This window comes from Streptomyces sp. NPDC002463 (assembly GCF_042889835.1).
Lineage (GTDB): Bacteria > Actinomycetota > Actinomycetes > Streptomycetales > Streptomycetaceae > Streptomyces > Streptomyces nymphaeiformis.
Genome location: NZ_JBIARL010000016.1, coordinates 79,989 through 95,500, shown reverse-complemented (window position 1 = coordinate 95,500; position 15,512 = coordinate 79,989). Strand labels below are relative to the sequence as shown.

At 72.2% G+C, this 15,512-nt stretch carries 10 protein-coding genes; 5 read left to right on the top strand and 5 right to left on the bottom strand.

What is annotated here, in order from left to right; translation table 11 throughout:
• The first annotated feature begins 147 nt into the window (after nt 1–147).
• The 4 genes from manA (at nt 148) to ACFYX3_RS29285 (ending at nt 6,171) form a co-directional block, all read left to right on the top strand.
• Nucleotides 148–1,248, top strand: a complete 1,101-nt coding sequence (gene manA / locus ACFYX3_RS29300; RefSeq protein ID WP_389019458.1) for a mannose-6-phosphate isomerase, class I — start codon at nt 148–150, stop codon at nt 1,246–1,248.
• A gap of 602 nt (nt 1,249–1,850) precedes the next feature.
• The gene (locus ACFYX3_RS29295) at nt 1,851–2,327 is read left to right on the top strand and encodes a YybH family protein (RefSeq protein ID WP_389019455.1); all 477 of its coding nucleotides are present in this window, start codon (nt 1,851–1,853) and stop codon (nt 2,325–2,327) included.
• Between the two features lie 128 nt (nt 2,328–2,455).
• The gene (locus ACFYX3_RS29290; protein ID WP_389019452.1) at nt 2,456–4,480 is read left to right on the top strand and encodes a hydantoinase/oxoprolinase family protein; all 2,025 of its coding nucleotides are present in this window, start codon (nt 2,456–2,458) and stop codon (nt 4,478–4,480) included.
• Entirely contained in the window at nt 4,477–6,171 is a 1,695-nt protein-coding gene (locus ACFYX3_RS29285; RefSeq protein ID WP_389019449.1) for a hydantoinase B/oxoprolinase family protein, read from the top strand. The genes ACFYX3_RS29290 and ACFYX3_RS29285 overlap by 4 nt, the downstream gene beginning before the upstream one ends.
• 103 nt (nt 6,172–6,274) lie before the next feature.
• Here the strand turns inward: ACFYX3_RS29285 and ACFYX3_RS29280 are convergent, their stop codons facing one another.
• The 5 genes from ACFYX3_RS29280 to ACFYX3_RS29260 form a co-directional block, all read right to left on the bottom strand.
• Complete coding sequence (locus tag ACFYX3_RS29280) at nt 6,275–7,789, bottom strand: PucR family transcriptional regulator (RefSeq protein ID WP_389019445.1); 1,515 nt, start codon at nt 7,787–7,789, stop codon at nt 6,275–6,277.
• On the bottom strand, nt 7,786–8,922 hold the full coding sequence (locus ACFYX3_RS29275) for a DUF917 domain-containing protein (RefSeq protein WP_389019441.1): 1,137 nt from the start codon (nt 8,920–8,922) through the stop codon (nt 7,786–7,788). Before ACFYX3_RS29275 ends, ACFYX3_RS29280 begins: the two co-directional genes overlap by 4 nt.
• Before the next feature lie 16 nt (nt 8,923–8,938).
• The gene (locus ACFYX3_RS29270) at nt 8,939–10,249 is read right to left on the bottom strand and encodes a hydantoinase/oxoprolinase family protein (RefSeq protein WP_389019437.1); all 1,311 of its coding nucleotides are present in this window, start codon (nt 10,247–10,249) and stop codon (nt 8,939–8,941) included.
• Nucleotides 10,250–10,300: 51 nt separating this feature from the next.
• On the bottom strand, nt 10,301–11,650 hold the full coding sequence (locus ACFYX3_RS29265; RefSeq protein WP_389019434.1) for an MFS transporter: 1,350 nt from the start codon (nt 11,648–11,650) through the stop codon (nt 10,301–10,303).
• An 817-nt stretch (nt 11,651–12,467) separates the two neighbouring features.
• Entirely contained in the window at nt 12,468–12,788 is a 321-nt protein-coding gene (locus ACFYX3_RS29260) for an MFS transporter (RefSeq protein ID WP_389019759.1), read from the bottom strand.
• Nucleotides 12,789–14,040: 1,252 nt separating this feature from the next.
• Between ACFYX3_RS29260 and ACFYX3_RS29255 the strand changes: the two genes are divergently transcribed.
• Nucleotides 14,041–15,459 carry a DUF2252 domain-containing protein gene (locus ACFYX3_RS29255; RefSeq protein ID WP_389019431.1) on the top strand — a complete coding sequence of 473 codons (1,419 nt, stop codon included), beginning with the start codon at nt 14,041–14,043 and terminating at the stop codon, nt 15,457–15,459.
• The last annotated feature ends 53 nt before the right edge of the window (nt 15,460–15,512 follow it).

Sequence of the window (15,512 nt, the reverse complement as noted above, 5' to 3'; positions counted from 1 at the left end):
CCCGTCCCTAAACCCCCCCCCGCGCCCGGGGGGGGGGGCCCCCCCCCGCCCCGCCGCCGCCCCCCCCCCCCCCCCCCGCCCCCCCCCCCGCCCCCCCCCCCCGGGCCGGGGGGGGGCCCCCGCGACCCTCTTCCACAAAGGTCACCCGTGAGCGAACTGCTGCGCCTGGACAACCCGATCCGCACCTACGACTGGGGCTCGCACACCGTGCTCGCCGAGCTCCTCGGCCGCCCGGCCACCGGCCCGCAGGCCGAACTGTGGATCGGCGCGCACCCGACCGCACCTTCCCGGCTGCCCGACGGCAGCTCCCTCCTCGACCGCATCACCGACGCGCCGGAGCCGGTTCTCGGCCCCGGCAGGGACCGGCTGCCGTTCCTCCTCAAGGTCCTTGCGGTGGAACGCCCGCTGTCCATCCAGGTCCACCCCGACGAGGACCAGGCCCGCGACGGCTGGGCCGCGCAGCGCGGCTACCAGGACGCCTGGCCCAAACCGGAACTGATCTACGCCCTCACCCGGTTCGAGGCCCTCTGCGGATTCGCCGCCCCGGAGCACTCCGCCGCCGTCCTCGCGTCCGCGGGAGGCGAACGCCTGGAACACATCGCGGACATGCTCACCTCCGGCGGCCTGCGCACTGCGGTCGCGGCCCTCACCACATGGCCCGAGCACGACCGCCCTGCCCTCGTCGCCGAGGTCGCCGCAAGTACCACCGCCGACCTCGTCTGGCCCCGCCGACTGGCCGAGCAGTACCCCACCGACCCGGGCGTGGTCATCGCGATCCTCATGAACCACGTGATCCTGTCCCCCGGTCAAGCCCTCTTCGCCCGCCCCCGCACCCTCCACGCCTACCTCTGCGGCACCGGTGTGGAAATCATGGCCAACTCCGACAACGTCGTACGCGGCGGTCTCACCACCAAGCCCGTCGACGTCGCCGAACTGCAGGCGATCACCGACTTCACCCCCTCACTCCCCGAACTGGTCACGCCGGTTCCCCTCGCCAACGGCGAAGCCTCCTTCCCCACCCCGACCCCCCACTTCCATCTCACCCGGCTCCAGCCGTCAGGCTCTCCCATCGAGATCACCGCCCCAGGCCCCTCCGCCCTGCTCTGCCTCGACGGCGACCTCACCATCACCCGGGGCACGGCCACCGAACAGCTCCGCCGTGGCGATTCCGTGTTCCTCCCCCACGCAGGCGGTCAGACGAGCGTGACCGGCCACGGCCTCGCTTTCCGCGCCTCACTCCCTCACTGACTGGCAAGCCGCGTGCGACGGCGCGGCCTCAGGACACCGATCGCCACTCCACGCCGCACAGGAGGACGTGAACAACGCCCGGAACCAAGGCCGCACAGCTTCAGGCCGTCGAAGAACACGGATCGGCTCCCCCACCCCCAGGCCTTCAGGGGGCGGGGGACGTCAGCAGCCGGGAGGCGGTCGCCGTCGTAGCCTTGACCTCGCCGAAGCGGCCGATGGTCACTCCCAGGCCTCCTGGGCCCCGCGGTTCTCCTCTTCCTTGCGGCCCACAACAGTTCATGAACTCCCTGCGGACGCGCGGGTATGGGTCTGTTCGGCTCGACCGGTTTCTCCCCGGGGACGCCGGAGATCGACGGCAAGCGGCCGGCGAGCGGAATTCCGTACGGCCAGCGATCACCTATCCGGCGGTTGTCCCGGACCAGGTCCAGAATGTCGGGCCAGGATTCGTACGGAGCCCGGACATCGACCACGTGCCCATCAACGCGCCGTGAAGGGCGCATGGGCGCGCATCACGAGCTGCCGACCTGGGTGTGTAGGTTGACTTCCCGTCGCTGCCCCGCTCGACGCGCCCTCTCTCCCCCACAGCTCCAGGAGGCCCCGCCATGCCCGCATTCCCGTCGTCCCCCGCCGGCGCCCGCCCCGGCGCGGCACCTGAGACGGCAGCCGTCGTGTGGCGGGTGATCACCACCATGTACGAGGCCTACTCGGCCGGGGACCGCGCACGGATCGACGCCTGCCTGGACCCGGAGGCGACCGTGTGGGATTCCGGGACTGCCGGGCTGCTCTTCGGGAAGCCGGACCTGGACCGGGTGCGCGAGGAACGCCCGGCTGCTGGTGAGGGGCCGGTGGAGACCGGGCTGGAGCCGTACGGGCAGGTCGTGGACGTCTTCGGTGACATCGCGGTGCTGCGCTTCTGGCTGCGGGTGGACTTCGCGCCCGACCCGTCGGCCGGTGAGCTGCGCCCCGAGCTGGTCCGGAACACCGCGGTCTTGCAACAGGGCGTCGACGCGAAGTGGCGCATCGTCCACCTGCACGAGGACGTGCAGCAGCCGGGCGGTGTCCCCGTCGGCGATCACTGAACCGGGCACGGCGCACTGTGGCGGCCCGCCACCCGTGCGCCGCGCACAGCCCTCCCCGGAAGCCTCGGGCTAGCGTCCTCGGCGATCCCCTGAGAAAGCCGGGAGGCGCAATGACATACCGGGTGGCCATGGACATCGGTGGAACCTTCACCGACGTCGTCGCCTATGACGAACACAGCGGTACCTACTTCGCGGCCAAGGCCCCCACGACGCCGGGTGACCTGGCCGAGGGAGTCTTCGCCTCGCTGGGCCGGGCGGTGGATTCGCCCGGCGACATCTCCTTCTTCGTGCACGGCACCACGCAGGGCCTCAACGCCCTGCTGGAGCGCAAGGGCGCCCGCGTCCTGCTGCTCACGTCGGCCGGGATGCGGGACGTCTACCACATCGCCCGCGGCAACCGGGACCGGATGTTCGACCTGCACTACCGCAAGCCGAAGCCGCTGGTCGAGCGCCGCGACACGATGGAGGCGGGCGGCCGCTTCGACTGGCGCGGCACCGAGCTCGAACCCCTCGACGAGGACGCCGTACGGGCCGCCGCCCGACGCGCGAAGGACGAGGGCTTCGACGCCGTCGCCGTCTCGTTCCTCTTCTCGTACGTCAACCCGGACCACGAGCTGCTGGCCGGGAAGATCCTGGAGCAGGAGCTCGGCGAGGACGTCGTCGTGGTGCTGTCGCACCAGGTGGCGGGCGAGTGGCGCGAGTACGAGCGGACGAGCTCGGCCGTCCTGGAGGCGTACACGGGCCCCGTGGTGCGCCGCTATCTGGGCCGGATCGAGGGGCGGTTCGCGGAGCACGGCCTGACCGTCCCGGTCCAGGTGATGCAGTCCTCGGGCGGCATCGTGAACGCCGCCTACGCCCGCCGCCACCCCTTGCAGACCCTGCTGTCCGGGCCGGTCGGCGGCACCATGGGCGGCGCGGCGGCCGCGGGCCTGCTGGGCCGGCGCAACGCGATCTGCGTGGACATGGGCGGCACCTCCTTCGATGTGTCGCTGGTCCTCGACGGCCGTCCCGACGTCTCCAACGAGGGCTCGGCGGACGGCTTCCCGGTCCTGATGCCGCTGGTCAACCTGCAGACCATCGGCGCCGGCGGCGGCTCCCTCGCCTATGCCGAGGCCGGGGGCCTGCGCGTGGGCCCGGAGTCCGCCGGAGCCGTCCCCGGCCCGGCCTGCTACGGGCGCGGCGGTACCCAGGCCACCGTGACCGACGCCAACGCGGTGCTCGGACGCGTCGACCCGGACTGGTTCGCCGGCGGCCACATGACTCTCGACGTGGCCGCGGCCCAGCAGGTCGTCGCCACGCTCGCCGGTGAGCTCGGTCTGGAGCCGACAGAACTGGCGAGCGGGATCTGCGACGTCGCCAACGCCAAGATGGCCCAGGCGATCCGTACGCTCACCGTCGAACACGGCCTGGAACCGCGCGAGTTCGTCCTGTTGGCGTTCGGCGGCGCCGGCCCGATGCACGCCGTGGAGATCGCCCGCGAGCTCGGCATCGGCGAAGTCGTCGTGCCGCGTTTCCCCGGCGCGTTCTCCGCCTGGGGCATGCTCGGCACCGAGGTCCGCCGCGACCTCACCCGCCAGTTCTTCACCCCGGGCGCCGACCTGGACGGTGAGGCCATGGCCCGCGCGCTGGCCGACCTGGAGCGCGAGTCGCTGGCCGCACTCGCCGAGCAGGGCGTCCCCGTGGAGCGGCAGCGGGTCGAACACGTCGTCGACATGCGGTACGAGGGCCAGGACTACACCCTCGCCGTGCCGCTGCTCGCCGCCGCCGAACCGGCCGGCGAGGACTTCCTCGCCACTGCCGCCGAGCGCTTCGCAGCCCTCCACGAACGCCGTTACGGGCACGCCACGCCCGAGGCGCCCGTCGAGTTCGTCACCCTGCGCAGCACCGCGCTCGGCGCGCTGCCCGAGGCCGCACCGGTGCCGTACGCCGCCGACGAGGCCGCCTCCGACACCGTCCGGCAGCGGCCGGTCGTGTTCGGCGGCCGCTCGTACGACACCACCGTTCTGCGCCGCGAGCGGCTCGCGCCCGGGCAGCGGCTCGACGGTCCCGCGGTCATCGTGGAGGCCACCTCCACCACCGTCGTCCCCCCGGACTCGTCGGTCACCGTCGACGAGAACGGCTTCCTCGTCATCAAGGTTGGAGCCACGGCATGACCGACAACGGCACCCGGGTCGTCGACCCGGTCACCACCGAGATCATCCGCTGTGCGCTCATGCAGGCCGCGGAGGACATGAACACCACCCTGATCCGGTCCTCCTACACGCCCACCATCTACGAGGCGAAGGACTGCGCGGTCGCCCTCCTCGACCGGGACCACAACGTGCTCGGCCAGTCCTCGGGCCTGCCGATCTTCCTGGGCAACCTGGAGGTGTGCACCCGGGCCACCGAGGAGACGTACGGCGCGGACGTCTGGAGGCCCGGCGACGTCTGGGTCCTCAACGACTCCTACATCGGCGGCACCCACCTCAACGACGTCACGGTCTACGCGCCGATCTTCACCGAGGACACCGCCGACGGTGAGCTGATCGGCTTCGCCGCGTCCCGCGCGCACTGGATCGACATGGGCTCCAAGGACCCCGGCGGCTCGATGGACTCCACCTCGATCTACCAGGAGGGCCTGCGGATGGGCCCGTTGAAGATCTACGAGGGCGGCGAACCCTGCGAGCAGGCGCACTCGTTGATCGCCCGCAACGTCCGCTTCCCGCAGCCCACCCTCGGGGACATGCGGGCCCAGGTGGCCTGCGCCCGTACCGGCGCGAGGCGGTTCGCCGAGATCGTCCGCCGCTGGGGGCTGCAGACCGTCCTCGCCGCGCGGGACGCCATCTTCGCGCAGACCGAGCGGCTGGAGCGGGAGCAGATCGCCGCCATTCCCGACGGTGTCTACGAGGCGACCGGCTACCTGGACAACGACGGCATCGACCTGCGTACACCGCTCCACGTCACCGTACGCGTCGAGATCGACGGCGACCGGATGACCATGGACGTCACCGACTGCGCCGACCAGGCCACCGGGCCCGTCAACTGCGGTGCGGCGCAGACCGTCGCCGCCTGCCGGGTCGGCTACAAGCTGCTGGTCAGCGGCGATGTCCCGCTCAACGGCGGTTCCTTCCGTCCGCTGAAGGTGCTCACCCGGCCGGGCACCATGCTCGCCGCCGTCGAGCCGGCGGCGTGCCAGTACTACTACTCCCACCTCGGCCTCGTCATCGACCTGGTGGTCAAGGCGCTGGCACCCGCGGTGCCCGCGCGAGCGGCCGCCGCCAGCTACGGCGACTCGATGATCGTGCAGTTCACCGGGACCGACCCGCGCAACGGCCGGCTCTTCGTCTCCCAGGAGGCGACGGTCGGCGGCTGGGGCGCGTGGCAGACCGACGACGGCGAGTCCTGCCTGATCAACAACGTCAACGGCTCCCTGCGGGACATGCCCGTCGAGGTGCTGGAGACGCTGTTCCCCGTACGAGTCACCGAGTACGCGATCCGTACCGACTCCGGCGGCGCCGGCCGCACCCGCGGCGGCAACGGCGTGGTGCGCCAGTACACGTTCGAGGCCGACCAGAACCTGTCGCTTTGGTGGGAGCGTTCCGTGACCCCCGCGTGGGGTGTCTTCGGCGGCGGCACCGGCGCGGCGCCCCGCGTCGTCCTCAACCCCGGCCGGGACGGCGAGCGCGAACTGCTCAAGGTGAACGCGCTGGCCGTGCGCCAGGGCGACGTGCTCCGCTGCGAGAGCGGCGGGGGCGGCGGCTTCGGTCCCGTCGCGGAGCGCCCCGCCGAGGCGGTACGGGAAGACCTCCGGCAGGGCCTGCTGAGCCGTGGGCGGGCAGCGTCCGCCTACGGCGTGGAGTCCTGAGGTCCCACCGCTCCGAATCCGCCCTGAACCGGGCCCGGTTGCCGAATCCCCCTCGGCGACCGGGCCCTCCCCACGTCGTGGCGCGTTCAACGCGGCTTCCCGCTCAGGACTCGGCCAGCAGGACACGGCAGGCCAGGTGCAGCGCGAGTCGCTGGGCGGGGTCCTCGGGGTCGAAGCCGAGCGAGCGGATGCGCTCCAGGCGCGCCGCGACCGTGTTCCGGTGGACACCGAGGATCTCCGCCGCCGCCGAGGGGGCGGCGCCCTGGTCCAGGACGACCGCCAGCGTACGCAGCAGCGTTCCGTCCCGGTCCGCGGCGAGCAGCGGGGCCAGCACGACCTCGGCGGGCCGCCGCAGCGCCTCCGCGGGCAGCGCGGACAGCAGTTGGGCGGGCCCCATACGGTCGGCGCGGACCACCGACCCGGGTACGGCGGCGACCGCCGCGGCGGCCCTGGCGTCGGCGAGCGCCACGCCCAACGTGCCCGTATCGCCGGCCGGACCGGCCACTCCCCCGGCGAGCGGCAGCTGGTCACCGATCGCCCGGACGGCCGTACGCAGCTGTGCCTCGCCCTGCCGCAGCCACACCTCCGGGTCGGGGGCCGGACTGCCGACCGCCGCGGAACGCCACGACACCCAGCAGTCCTCGTACGCGATGAGCGGTCCGCCGATGCCGTACCTGGCCCAGAGCGCACGCAGCGCGGGTCCCGGCGCGGGCCCGGCGCCGACCTCCGCGGTGGCTGCCGGTCGCAGGGCGAACGCGATCAGAGGCCCGGCCAGCGGCCAGCCGAGCGCCGCGGCCTCGGCCCGGACGTGGGCACGGTCCTGTTCGTCCTCGCCCTCGGATGGATTCGTCAGCTGGTGCAACAGCAACTCGCTGCGGCGGTCCAGCTGTTCCTCCGCGAGGCGGCGGGTGGCGGCCCATGCGGTCAGCGGGGGTACCGCCAGCCGCAGCAATGATTCGACCGTCGATGCCCAACCCGCCTCCTTGGAGCGGGAGTCGGCTACGAGAACCGCGAGCGGGTGTCCGTCGGGCCCCGGCACGTCCAGCCGCACCGGGTGCGCGGAGTCGAGTGCTGCCCGCCGCCCGGCCAGCATCCCGCCCACCGGATCGGTGAGGGCCAGGGATGTCGAGGGCAGCGCCGCGTGCAGCGCGGCGAGTACGCGCTCGACGTGCGGGCCGGCGGCGGCGAGGCGCTGTGCGGCGTCGGCCAGCAGCGCGGTCCTGCCGGCGTCCGGCCGGGACACCGCGGATGCGATCCGTACGGCGCCCTCCAGAGGGTCGCCGCCGATCAGCAGCAGCGGAACGCCGAGGCGGTCCGCGAGTGCGCCCGGCGGATGCGCGGCCGCCGCCGTCTCGGGTACGACCACACAGGCGGCCGCCTGCTCCCAAGCCTTGCGCAGGGCCATCTCCACGATCCATCCCGACCGTGCCAGCGCTTCGGTGAGGACGACCGCGGTGTGTGGACGCAGGTTGTCGAGGGCTTCACGCCGGTCGATGATGCGCACGTCGAGGACCGGGGTGTCGCGCCCCGCCGTGCCGAGTATGCGTACGCCGGGCAAAGGGCCGTACTGCACCAGCTCCGCGACGGTCATGGGTGCGGACAGGTCAGGACGTCTCACCACCGGGTCTCCTCGGGTCGTTCCGCGTCCGGCTGGTTCACCTGCCGCGCATCCGGTTCAGGTTCCGGGCTCAGCAGGATGAGCCCACCGGCAGCCGCCAGTCGGCGTCCTTGCGGGGTGTGCCAGGCGGGCGCGGCGGGGATCACGACGATCTCCACCTCGATGCCGGGCATGGCACGTTCGACGTCCAGCACCCGCTGGTCCGCTGCCGACAGCATCAGGATCTGGTCCGGCGCGGCCGCGGCCGGCGCGCCGTCGGCGAGGACCAGCAGCACCTCGTTGTGTGCCTCCAGGCGGAACCGTCTGTGCAGGCCCTCGGTCTCGGAGACGACCACACTGGTCGGCCGCGACGGCAGCGCCGCGCCCCCGGTGGTGTCCGGTCCCGGCGTCGCGGGGTGCTCCACGGCGGTGATCCGCCCGATGCCCAGTCGACGCGGCCGCGGCTGCCACAGCGCGAAGGGGTCGCCAAGCGTCGGGCGCCCCGCCGCCACGGCCCGGCTCACGGTGCCGGGAACCACGGCGGCCGCCAGTCGTTCGCCGTCCATGGCGTAGCAGGCGGCGACCGCCCAGCCTCCGGCCGCGAGGACCAGCGGCCGTACGAGCTCCTCCACCCGGCTGCCGGCCGCCTCCACGACGACGACGTCCCCGGCGGGCGTGGTCAGGGCGACCGGGGCGAGATCGATCCCGGCGATGGTGAACGTGGTCTGTTCCAGCAGGGGGAGCACTCGTCCGCAGCCGTCCCCGTCCACCAACGGCAGCCCGCAGGAGGCCGCTGTTACCACTGCGAGCAGGGCGTTCTCGGCCGCGGTGTTGAGCGGCACGACGGCGTCCGCCGCCCTGCCCAGGCGGCGCTCCAGCGCCCGGACCGCCCGGCGCGGCTCCTCACCCGTGGGCAGCTGCTCGGCGAGCGCGGCCGAGGAGCCGAGCAGGCTGACCGTGACGCACATCCGCCCGGATCCCAGGTCGCCGGGGCGGATCAGCGGCACCGGCCCGTGCTCCGCGATGGCCGCCCGCGCCCAGTCGAGGCTCGCCCGGTACGAGGAATGCTCGGCGCCGGCTGCGAGCACCAGCGCCCCCTTCGCGAGATCCTCCAGCCGTGCCGCGTCCAGCGCGGTCTCCTCCCCGGGCGTCATGTGCGGCGGCTACGGGTCATGACGGGACCCCCGAGGGGGATCCGACGGCGCGGACGCGGAGGCGGTGAACGCCCTCGGGCAGGTAGGACACGGGGGTGTGGGCGGCGAGCGCGACGCGGGCGGTCGCCGGGGCGGCACCGGCGGCGACGACCCGGGCCATGGCCTGGTCACCGGCGAGCCCGAGGAGCCGCTCGAGTTCGGCACGGCCCCCGGCGACGGCGACCTGATCGACTTCGGCGACGATGTCCGAGCGGGCGGCCCCGTAGGCCGCTGCGGCAATGGCGGCTGCCGGATCCTGGGCTCGGACGGGCACCAGCCCGCAGTCGCCGCCTGCCGCGAGGAGCTCACCGCCGGGGGTCCGTCGCCGGACCCTGGCCACCAGGTCGGCGACCTGCTCGGCTCCGGTCCGGACGAGGTCGGCGCGGGGCAGCACGTCGGCGCGGATCCGGGCCAGGTCCAGGTCGACGCCGCCGAGCCCGGGGCCGGCGTCGGAGCGTTCCACTTCGCCGTCGGTGACGCTCGCGCACCGGAATTCCGCGGCCCCGGCGTCGACGACCACGGCGCGGTCCGCCCCGGCCGCGAGCGCGGCACCCCGCACGGCGCTCGCCGTGGTGGAGGCGATGGCGAGGACCGGATAGTGGCGGAAGTACGCGGCGGAAACCAGTCCGCCGGTGTTGCGGGCCAGGTGCAGCGGCGCCCGGAGACCGCCGACGCGCAGCACGCGTTCAGCCGTGTCGCTCACGCGTGCCGCCCACGGCCGCAGGGCGGCGTTGAGGACGGCGGTGTTCTCGCGTTCCCGCAGCCCCGACCGCCCGAGTTCGTGCGACAAGGTGATCTCCGCGCCGGGCACGGCTTCGGCGATGACCTCGGCGGCGGCAAGCTCCGGGTCCGGGCGGGTCAGTGCGCCGGCCGCCGCGACCGAGAAGGCGGTGACACCGTCGTCGGCGGCCCGCCGCGCGAAGTCCGCGACTGCTGCCCGGTCGAGCGGAGCCAGTTGCCGCCCGGTGAGCGCGGATCCGCCCGAGACGACCGCGTGGAGCGGCCCTACCTCGCGGGCGGCCTGCGCGGGCCAGCCCGCGAGCGGCCCGAGGGACGGATGACTGGGCGGGGCGATCCGCAATGCGGCTACCGGTCGCAGCCGCGACGGACGGCGCTCCAGATCTGTGGTGAGGCCGACGGCGTCCACCTCACCGGCCTGAGCCCGGGGCAGCGCGGCAAGCGCCGCGCGCAGACACTCGCCGAGGCCGGGAACGCTGTCCACCACCGCGCGCGCCACCGTCCGACCGCCCGGCCCGACCAGCACGGCGACGGTGGTGACGCGTCCCACGTCCACTCCCAGCCTCACCCGCATGATCCTGTCACCATCTGCCCCTATATATCACTCCAGATCACGGCCCTCGGTCTCCGGCAGCGGCACGGCCACAACCAGCGCCACCACCAGGAACGCGGTGATGAACAGCACGGTGGAGGAGAACCCGGTGGCACGCGCCAGCAGGTACCCGACGGCCGACGGTGCGACCGAGGTGGAGATCAGCTGAGCCGCGGTGGCCCAGGAGTAGCCGGTGGCGCGCAGTGCGGTCGGGTAGAACTCGCCGTTCCAGGTGTTCCAGACGCCCCACGCGCCGAGGCTGAAGAAGGACAGGGCGAAGTTGGCGGCGTACAGCTGGGTCAGGCTGCCGGAGTAGGCGAACAACACGCCGCTGACCGCGGCGGCCGCCACGTAGGGCAGGAAGACCTTCTTGCGGCCGAAGCGCCCGGTCAGGTACGAGGCCGAGACGTAGCCGGGGATCATGAAGAGTGCACTCAGCGCCACGAAGCCGAGGCTGCTGGACATACTCAGCCCCTTCTCCATGAGCAGCGTGGGCAGCCAGGTCTGCAGGCCCCAGTAGCCCCAGTTGAAAGCGAAGTTCACGATCAGCATGAGCAAGGTGATGCGCAGCAGCCGACCGCGCAGCAGGGCGAGGGGGTTGCCGGCCCGCTCAGGCTCGACCACGGCGAAGCGGGCGCCCTCGGGGACCTCGGCTCCAAGCTTCAGGAGCACCGCCCGGGCTTCGGCGTGCCGGCCACGGGCGGCCAGCCAGTACGGCGACTCGGGCACCCAGGCCCGGATCGCGAACACCCACAGGGCCGCCAGCGCGCTGGCCACGGCCACGACGTGCCAGCCCATCCCGGACAGCGCCTGGGTCACCCCCACGGCGGCGAGCACGCCGATGGGCCAGCCGATCGACAGGTAGACCGCGGCCCTGCCGCGCAGCCTGACCGGAAGCAGCTCCAGGAAGTAGGGGAAGGTGACGGTGTAGATGCCGGCCAGGGCCATCCCCGAAAGCACCCGGGTGATCATCAACGTGGTGAAGTTCGGTGAGAAGGCGCCGGCCAGCGCCACGGCCCCGTACGAACCGAGGCTCCACAGGCACACGGCCCGGCGTCCGATGCGGTCGGCGACCGGCCCCCAGACGAGCGAGCCGGGGATCATGCCGAGGGCCACGGCCGAGAGGACCCACCCGATCCGTCCGGCGTCGAGGGCGAAGGCGTCGCCGAGGTCGGCGGAGACGTAGACGAGAGCGAGCTGCTCCCACGATTCGATGACGAAAGCCATGAACAGCGCGAGGGCGATCAACACGTGGGCCCTCCCGAACGGCATGCGTTCGAAGTAGGCACCCACGGGCTGCGGACCGCCGGCCCCGTCCGGGACTCCGGCGGTTCCGGACTGTACTGAGACTGCGCTCATCGGCTGCCCTCCTGGCACTGGTACCGAGACGCACACCATCGGGTTCGGTGTGAATGCGAGGCACCATAAACAGGCCATCACGGCCGGAACCATGCTGCGAGCACAGCGAACCTCGTGGTGAGTGTGCTCAGAGCACAGACATCCGCCCGCCGCCGCTCTGCCGCCCACGCGCCCGCTGCCTCCGTGGCCGCAGAGACAGCAGTGGCCTGCCTGGACCCGCCCCGCCGGTGAACCGATCCGCCCCTACGAACGCGCTCGCCTCGGCGCCGATGCCGGGCGTGCTCGCCTCTCCGGCTCCAAAGCACTTCCTCCGGAGCCGGATGGTGCGAGCCAGACCCGTCCGAGGCTGGTCAGCTACTCGCCGAAGACGCTCGGGTTCTTCTGAGCGTCCGGCGAGGCTTACCGGAAGGCACCGCGCGAGGGCCACGAAACTCAGGGAGGCACGGAAGCGGAAGGCATGTGAAGACCCTTCTCACACGGCCTCTGCAATCCGGGCGGCGGAACGGGCCCGAGGCCAGGCCGCTGAGGAAGCCCCGATCGGCCGGGCCCGTTCCAGTTCGCCGGCATCGGGGCACGGTCGGGCTCCCTGCCCGCGCTCTGGCCTGACGGCACCCCCCCTGTCCCGGGCGGCGTCACGTGCGATGCCGAGACCCGGCCCTCACGTCAGGAGGGTGCGCCAGCGGCGGGGCCGATTCCTTCATGTCCTCGACGACCCGTTCCAGGAACGTCCCAGCCCCACGGCGTCGGGAAGTCCTGACCCCGCCCTCAAACGCGCGGGGCCGTTCCGAGCCACTCGATCGCCTGGTCAGCTTCGAAGTCAGGTGCGCGGATGCGTCTCGTACATGCGAACCGCCACCACCGGGCCGGAGGCGGCAGTGAGGGCGGCGATAGCCCAGATCGCAGTGGTCAGGCCGTATGCGTCGGCCAAGACCCCGGCGAGGAGGGCCCCGACGGCGAAGCCGCCATCGCGCCACAGCCGGTAGACGCCGACTGCCCGGGCGCGCCAGGCAGGGTGGGCGACGTCGCCGATGACGGCGAGGAGGGTGGGGTAGACGAGCGCGGTGCCGATGCCGAGGAGGACCTGGGCGGTGGCCCAGATGCCGAAGGTGGTGCCGGCGGCGACGAGGGCGATGGACAGGCCGTACGCAGCGAAGACTCCGACCTGCGTTTCCGCACAGTCGGGACGACAGGATTTGAACCTGCGCCCCCTTGACCCCGGGAGTCGCGGTCATTCTCATGACATAACGGACCAATTCCGGGCGCGAGTTGTGCGTGAACGCCCAAGCCGTTCGCTACCGTGCACACCGTGTGGTCCCCAACTGGTCCCCAAATCGATTGCGCTAGCAGACTGGGCTCCTGATAACACCCGTCCGATCGGAAAGCGTGCGGGACGGGTGAGAATCGATCCAACCCGACTGTCGGAGCCCCGAGTGCGGGATGCTGCGGACGTCAAGCAGCCTCCCATCCAGTGAAGCCGTGGGGCGGCTCTGCGGGAACTGCCGGTGGTCGCTGCCGACGGGCAGCCCCATCCTGGCCCTCGGGGCGGCCGTGATCGAGGCCGGCTCCCTCGCTGTCTGGCTCGACCGCGAACCCGACGACGGAGAGGACATCCAGGAGGAGCATGACGCCGCCCTCGCGCTTGCCACCGGCAAGTATCCGCCCCGTGCCACCGGTTCTGGAGGCCGGCCGCCCATTCCGAGCCAATCGGCCACGACTGACCATGCCGAACTTGCGATCCTCGGCCGCCCCGTAGGGCGGCCGCCACACCATCGGAGCTGGCACTCGACGCCAGGACCGGCTGCTGTTGGCCTTGGCCTCCGCGCCCCCTGACCGTTGCGGGTGGGGTCACGCTGTTCGTACCCACGTCGAAGCTCGGGATGAAGGTCCTGGCCTACCTCGCTCCGACCTGATGCGCGAAGGCTCCACCAGGCGGTGGGCCTGGTCGAGCCGAATGAGCCGGCGCGACGGGGAAGACACACGGGCTCTGTGCTGACTGTGGCACGGCCGGTCCCGCGTACGTGCGAAGGAACGCGGAACCGGCCCACGGGGCGCACCCGCCCTGTCAGGGGTGCCGACACCGACCGTACGAAGTCCAAGTGCTCCTTGCACGATCTGATCCCCCGTTGGGTGCGCCGAGAGGGGCAGGCAGCACGCTCCTCGCCCATGGCCTGCCTCAGCGCACGGATGAGGGTCTCGGCGTCGTCGACGGCGAGGAGGGCTTTCTGCAGGTTGACGCCGATCATGCCGACGAGCGAGGTCGCGAACTCGAGGATCGCCCTCTCGCCTCCGGGCACGGACCTGACGGGCGCCGCCCTCTGCACCAGCCTAGAGTGGGACGGGGAGGTCCGGAACGCCACGCGTGTACCTCGTCCGGGACGGAGGACATCCCGATGACCGACGACGCCGGGTCCCTTCGGGGCCACCCTCATCCGAGCCCACGTGAACGCGCTGCTGTCGGCAAGGCCGCCCGCGCCCGGGTGCCTCGGTCGAGCCATGCCGAGTACTCCTTCTCGAAGCGCCGGGTCGATCCGCTGGAGATCCTCGAGAGGCAGGCGACCGCGAGGGTCCAGGAGCTGGTGCCGATCCGCCGCAGCCGGATGGCGGAGTCGCCGTTCCGGTACTACCGGGGCGCGGCCGCGCCCATGGCGGCCGACCTCGCCAACACCCCCGTCACCGGTATCAGGGTCCAGCTGTGCGGCGACGCGCACGTGCTGAACTTCGGGCTTTTCGCCTCTCCCGAGCGCCACCTGGTATTCGACGTGAACGACTTCGACGAGACCCTGCCGGGCCCCTGGGAGTGGGACGTCAAGCGGCTTGCGGCCAGCCTGGCCATAGCCGGCCGGGAGAACGGCTTCACCGACCGGGAGCGCGCGGACATCATCTCGGCAGCGGTTCGCTCGTACCGCGAGTGGATCCGGACCTTCGCCGGCATGCACAACCTCGACGTCTGGTACGCCCAGACCAAGATGGAGCGGATCGAGGCCCTTGTGGCCGACCAACTCGGGAAGGCCAAGCGCAAGAAGCTCTCGAAAGTCATGGAGAAGGCCCGCGGCCGGGACAACATCCAGGCGTTCGAGAAACTCACCGGCATCGTCGACGGGGAGCGCCGGATCATCCCCGCCCCGCCCCTCATCGTGCCGATCGACGAGCTGCTCCCGGATGTCGAGCGCGCGGCCCTGGAGCACGAGATCCGCGAGCTGATCGATCGGTACGCGGGCACGCTGCGGCCGGACTACCAGCAGCTGCTCTCGCAGTTCCGCCTGGTCGACATGGCGCGCAAGGTGGTCGGTGTGGGCAGTGTCGGCACCCGCTGCTGGATCATCCTCATGCTCGGCAGGGACGAGGAGGACCCGCTGCTCATCCAGGTGAAGGAGGCCGAGCGGTCGGTACTCGCCGAGTACACCGGAGAGAGCAAGTACCAGAACCAGGGTCAGCGCGTGGTCGCCGGACAGCGGCTGATGCAGGCCGCCAGTGACATCTTCCTCGGCTGGGAGCGCGCCACCGGCATCGACGGCCTCGAGCGGGACTTCTACGTCCGACAGTTGCGGGACTGGAAAGGCAGCATCGACACAGCGGTGATGCTGCCGGAGGGAATACAACTTCTCGGCGAGCTGTGCGGCTTCTCGCTGGCCCGGGCTCACGCCCGGTCGGGCGACCGGATCGCCATCGCGGCCTACCTGGGCGGCGGCGACTCCTTCGACCGGGCGTTGACCGACTTCGCGGAAACCTACGCGGACCAGAACGAGCGCGACCACGAGGCTCTGGTCGAGGCGATCGACTCCGGTCGGCTCGCCGCGGAAGCCGCGTGAACGAATCCCGGCTTGCAGAGGTGCCTGTGGCGAGCCCACCCCGGCCGGGCCGA

What these genes read in the sequence shown, in the direction of transcription:
- ACFYX3_RS29295 (WP_389019455.1), top strand. Translation starts at nt 1,851, where the DNA reads ATGCCCGCATTCCCGTCGTCCCCCGCCGGCGCCCGCCCCGGCGCGGCA.
- ACFYX3_RS29290 (WP_389019452.1), top strand. Translation starts at nt 2,456, where the DNA reads ATGGACATCGGTGGAACCTTCACCGACGTCGTCGCCTATGACGAACAC.
- ACFYX3_RS29285 (WP_389019449.1), top strand. Translation starts at nt 4,477, where the DNA reads ATGACCGACAACGGCACCCGGGTCGTCGACCCGGTCACCACCGAGATC.
- ACFYX3_RS29275 (WP_389019441.1), bottom strand. Translation starts at nt 8,922, where the DNA reads ATGACGCCCGGGGAGGAGACCGCGCTGGACGCGGCACGGCTGGAGGAT.
- ACFYX3_RS29265 (WP_389019434.1), bottom strand. Translation starts at nt 11,650, where the DNA reads ATGAGCGCAGTCTCAGTACAGTCCGGAACCGCCGGAGTCCCGGACGGG.
- ACFYX3_RS29255 (WP_389019431.1), top strand. Translation starts at nt 14,041, where the DNA reads ATGACCGACGACGCCGGGTCCCTTCGGGGCCACCCTCATCCGAGCCCA.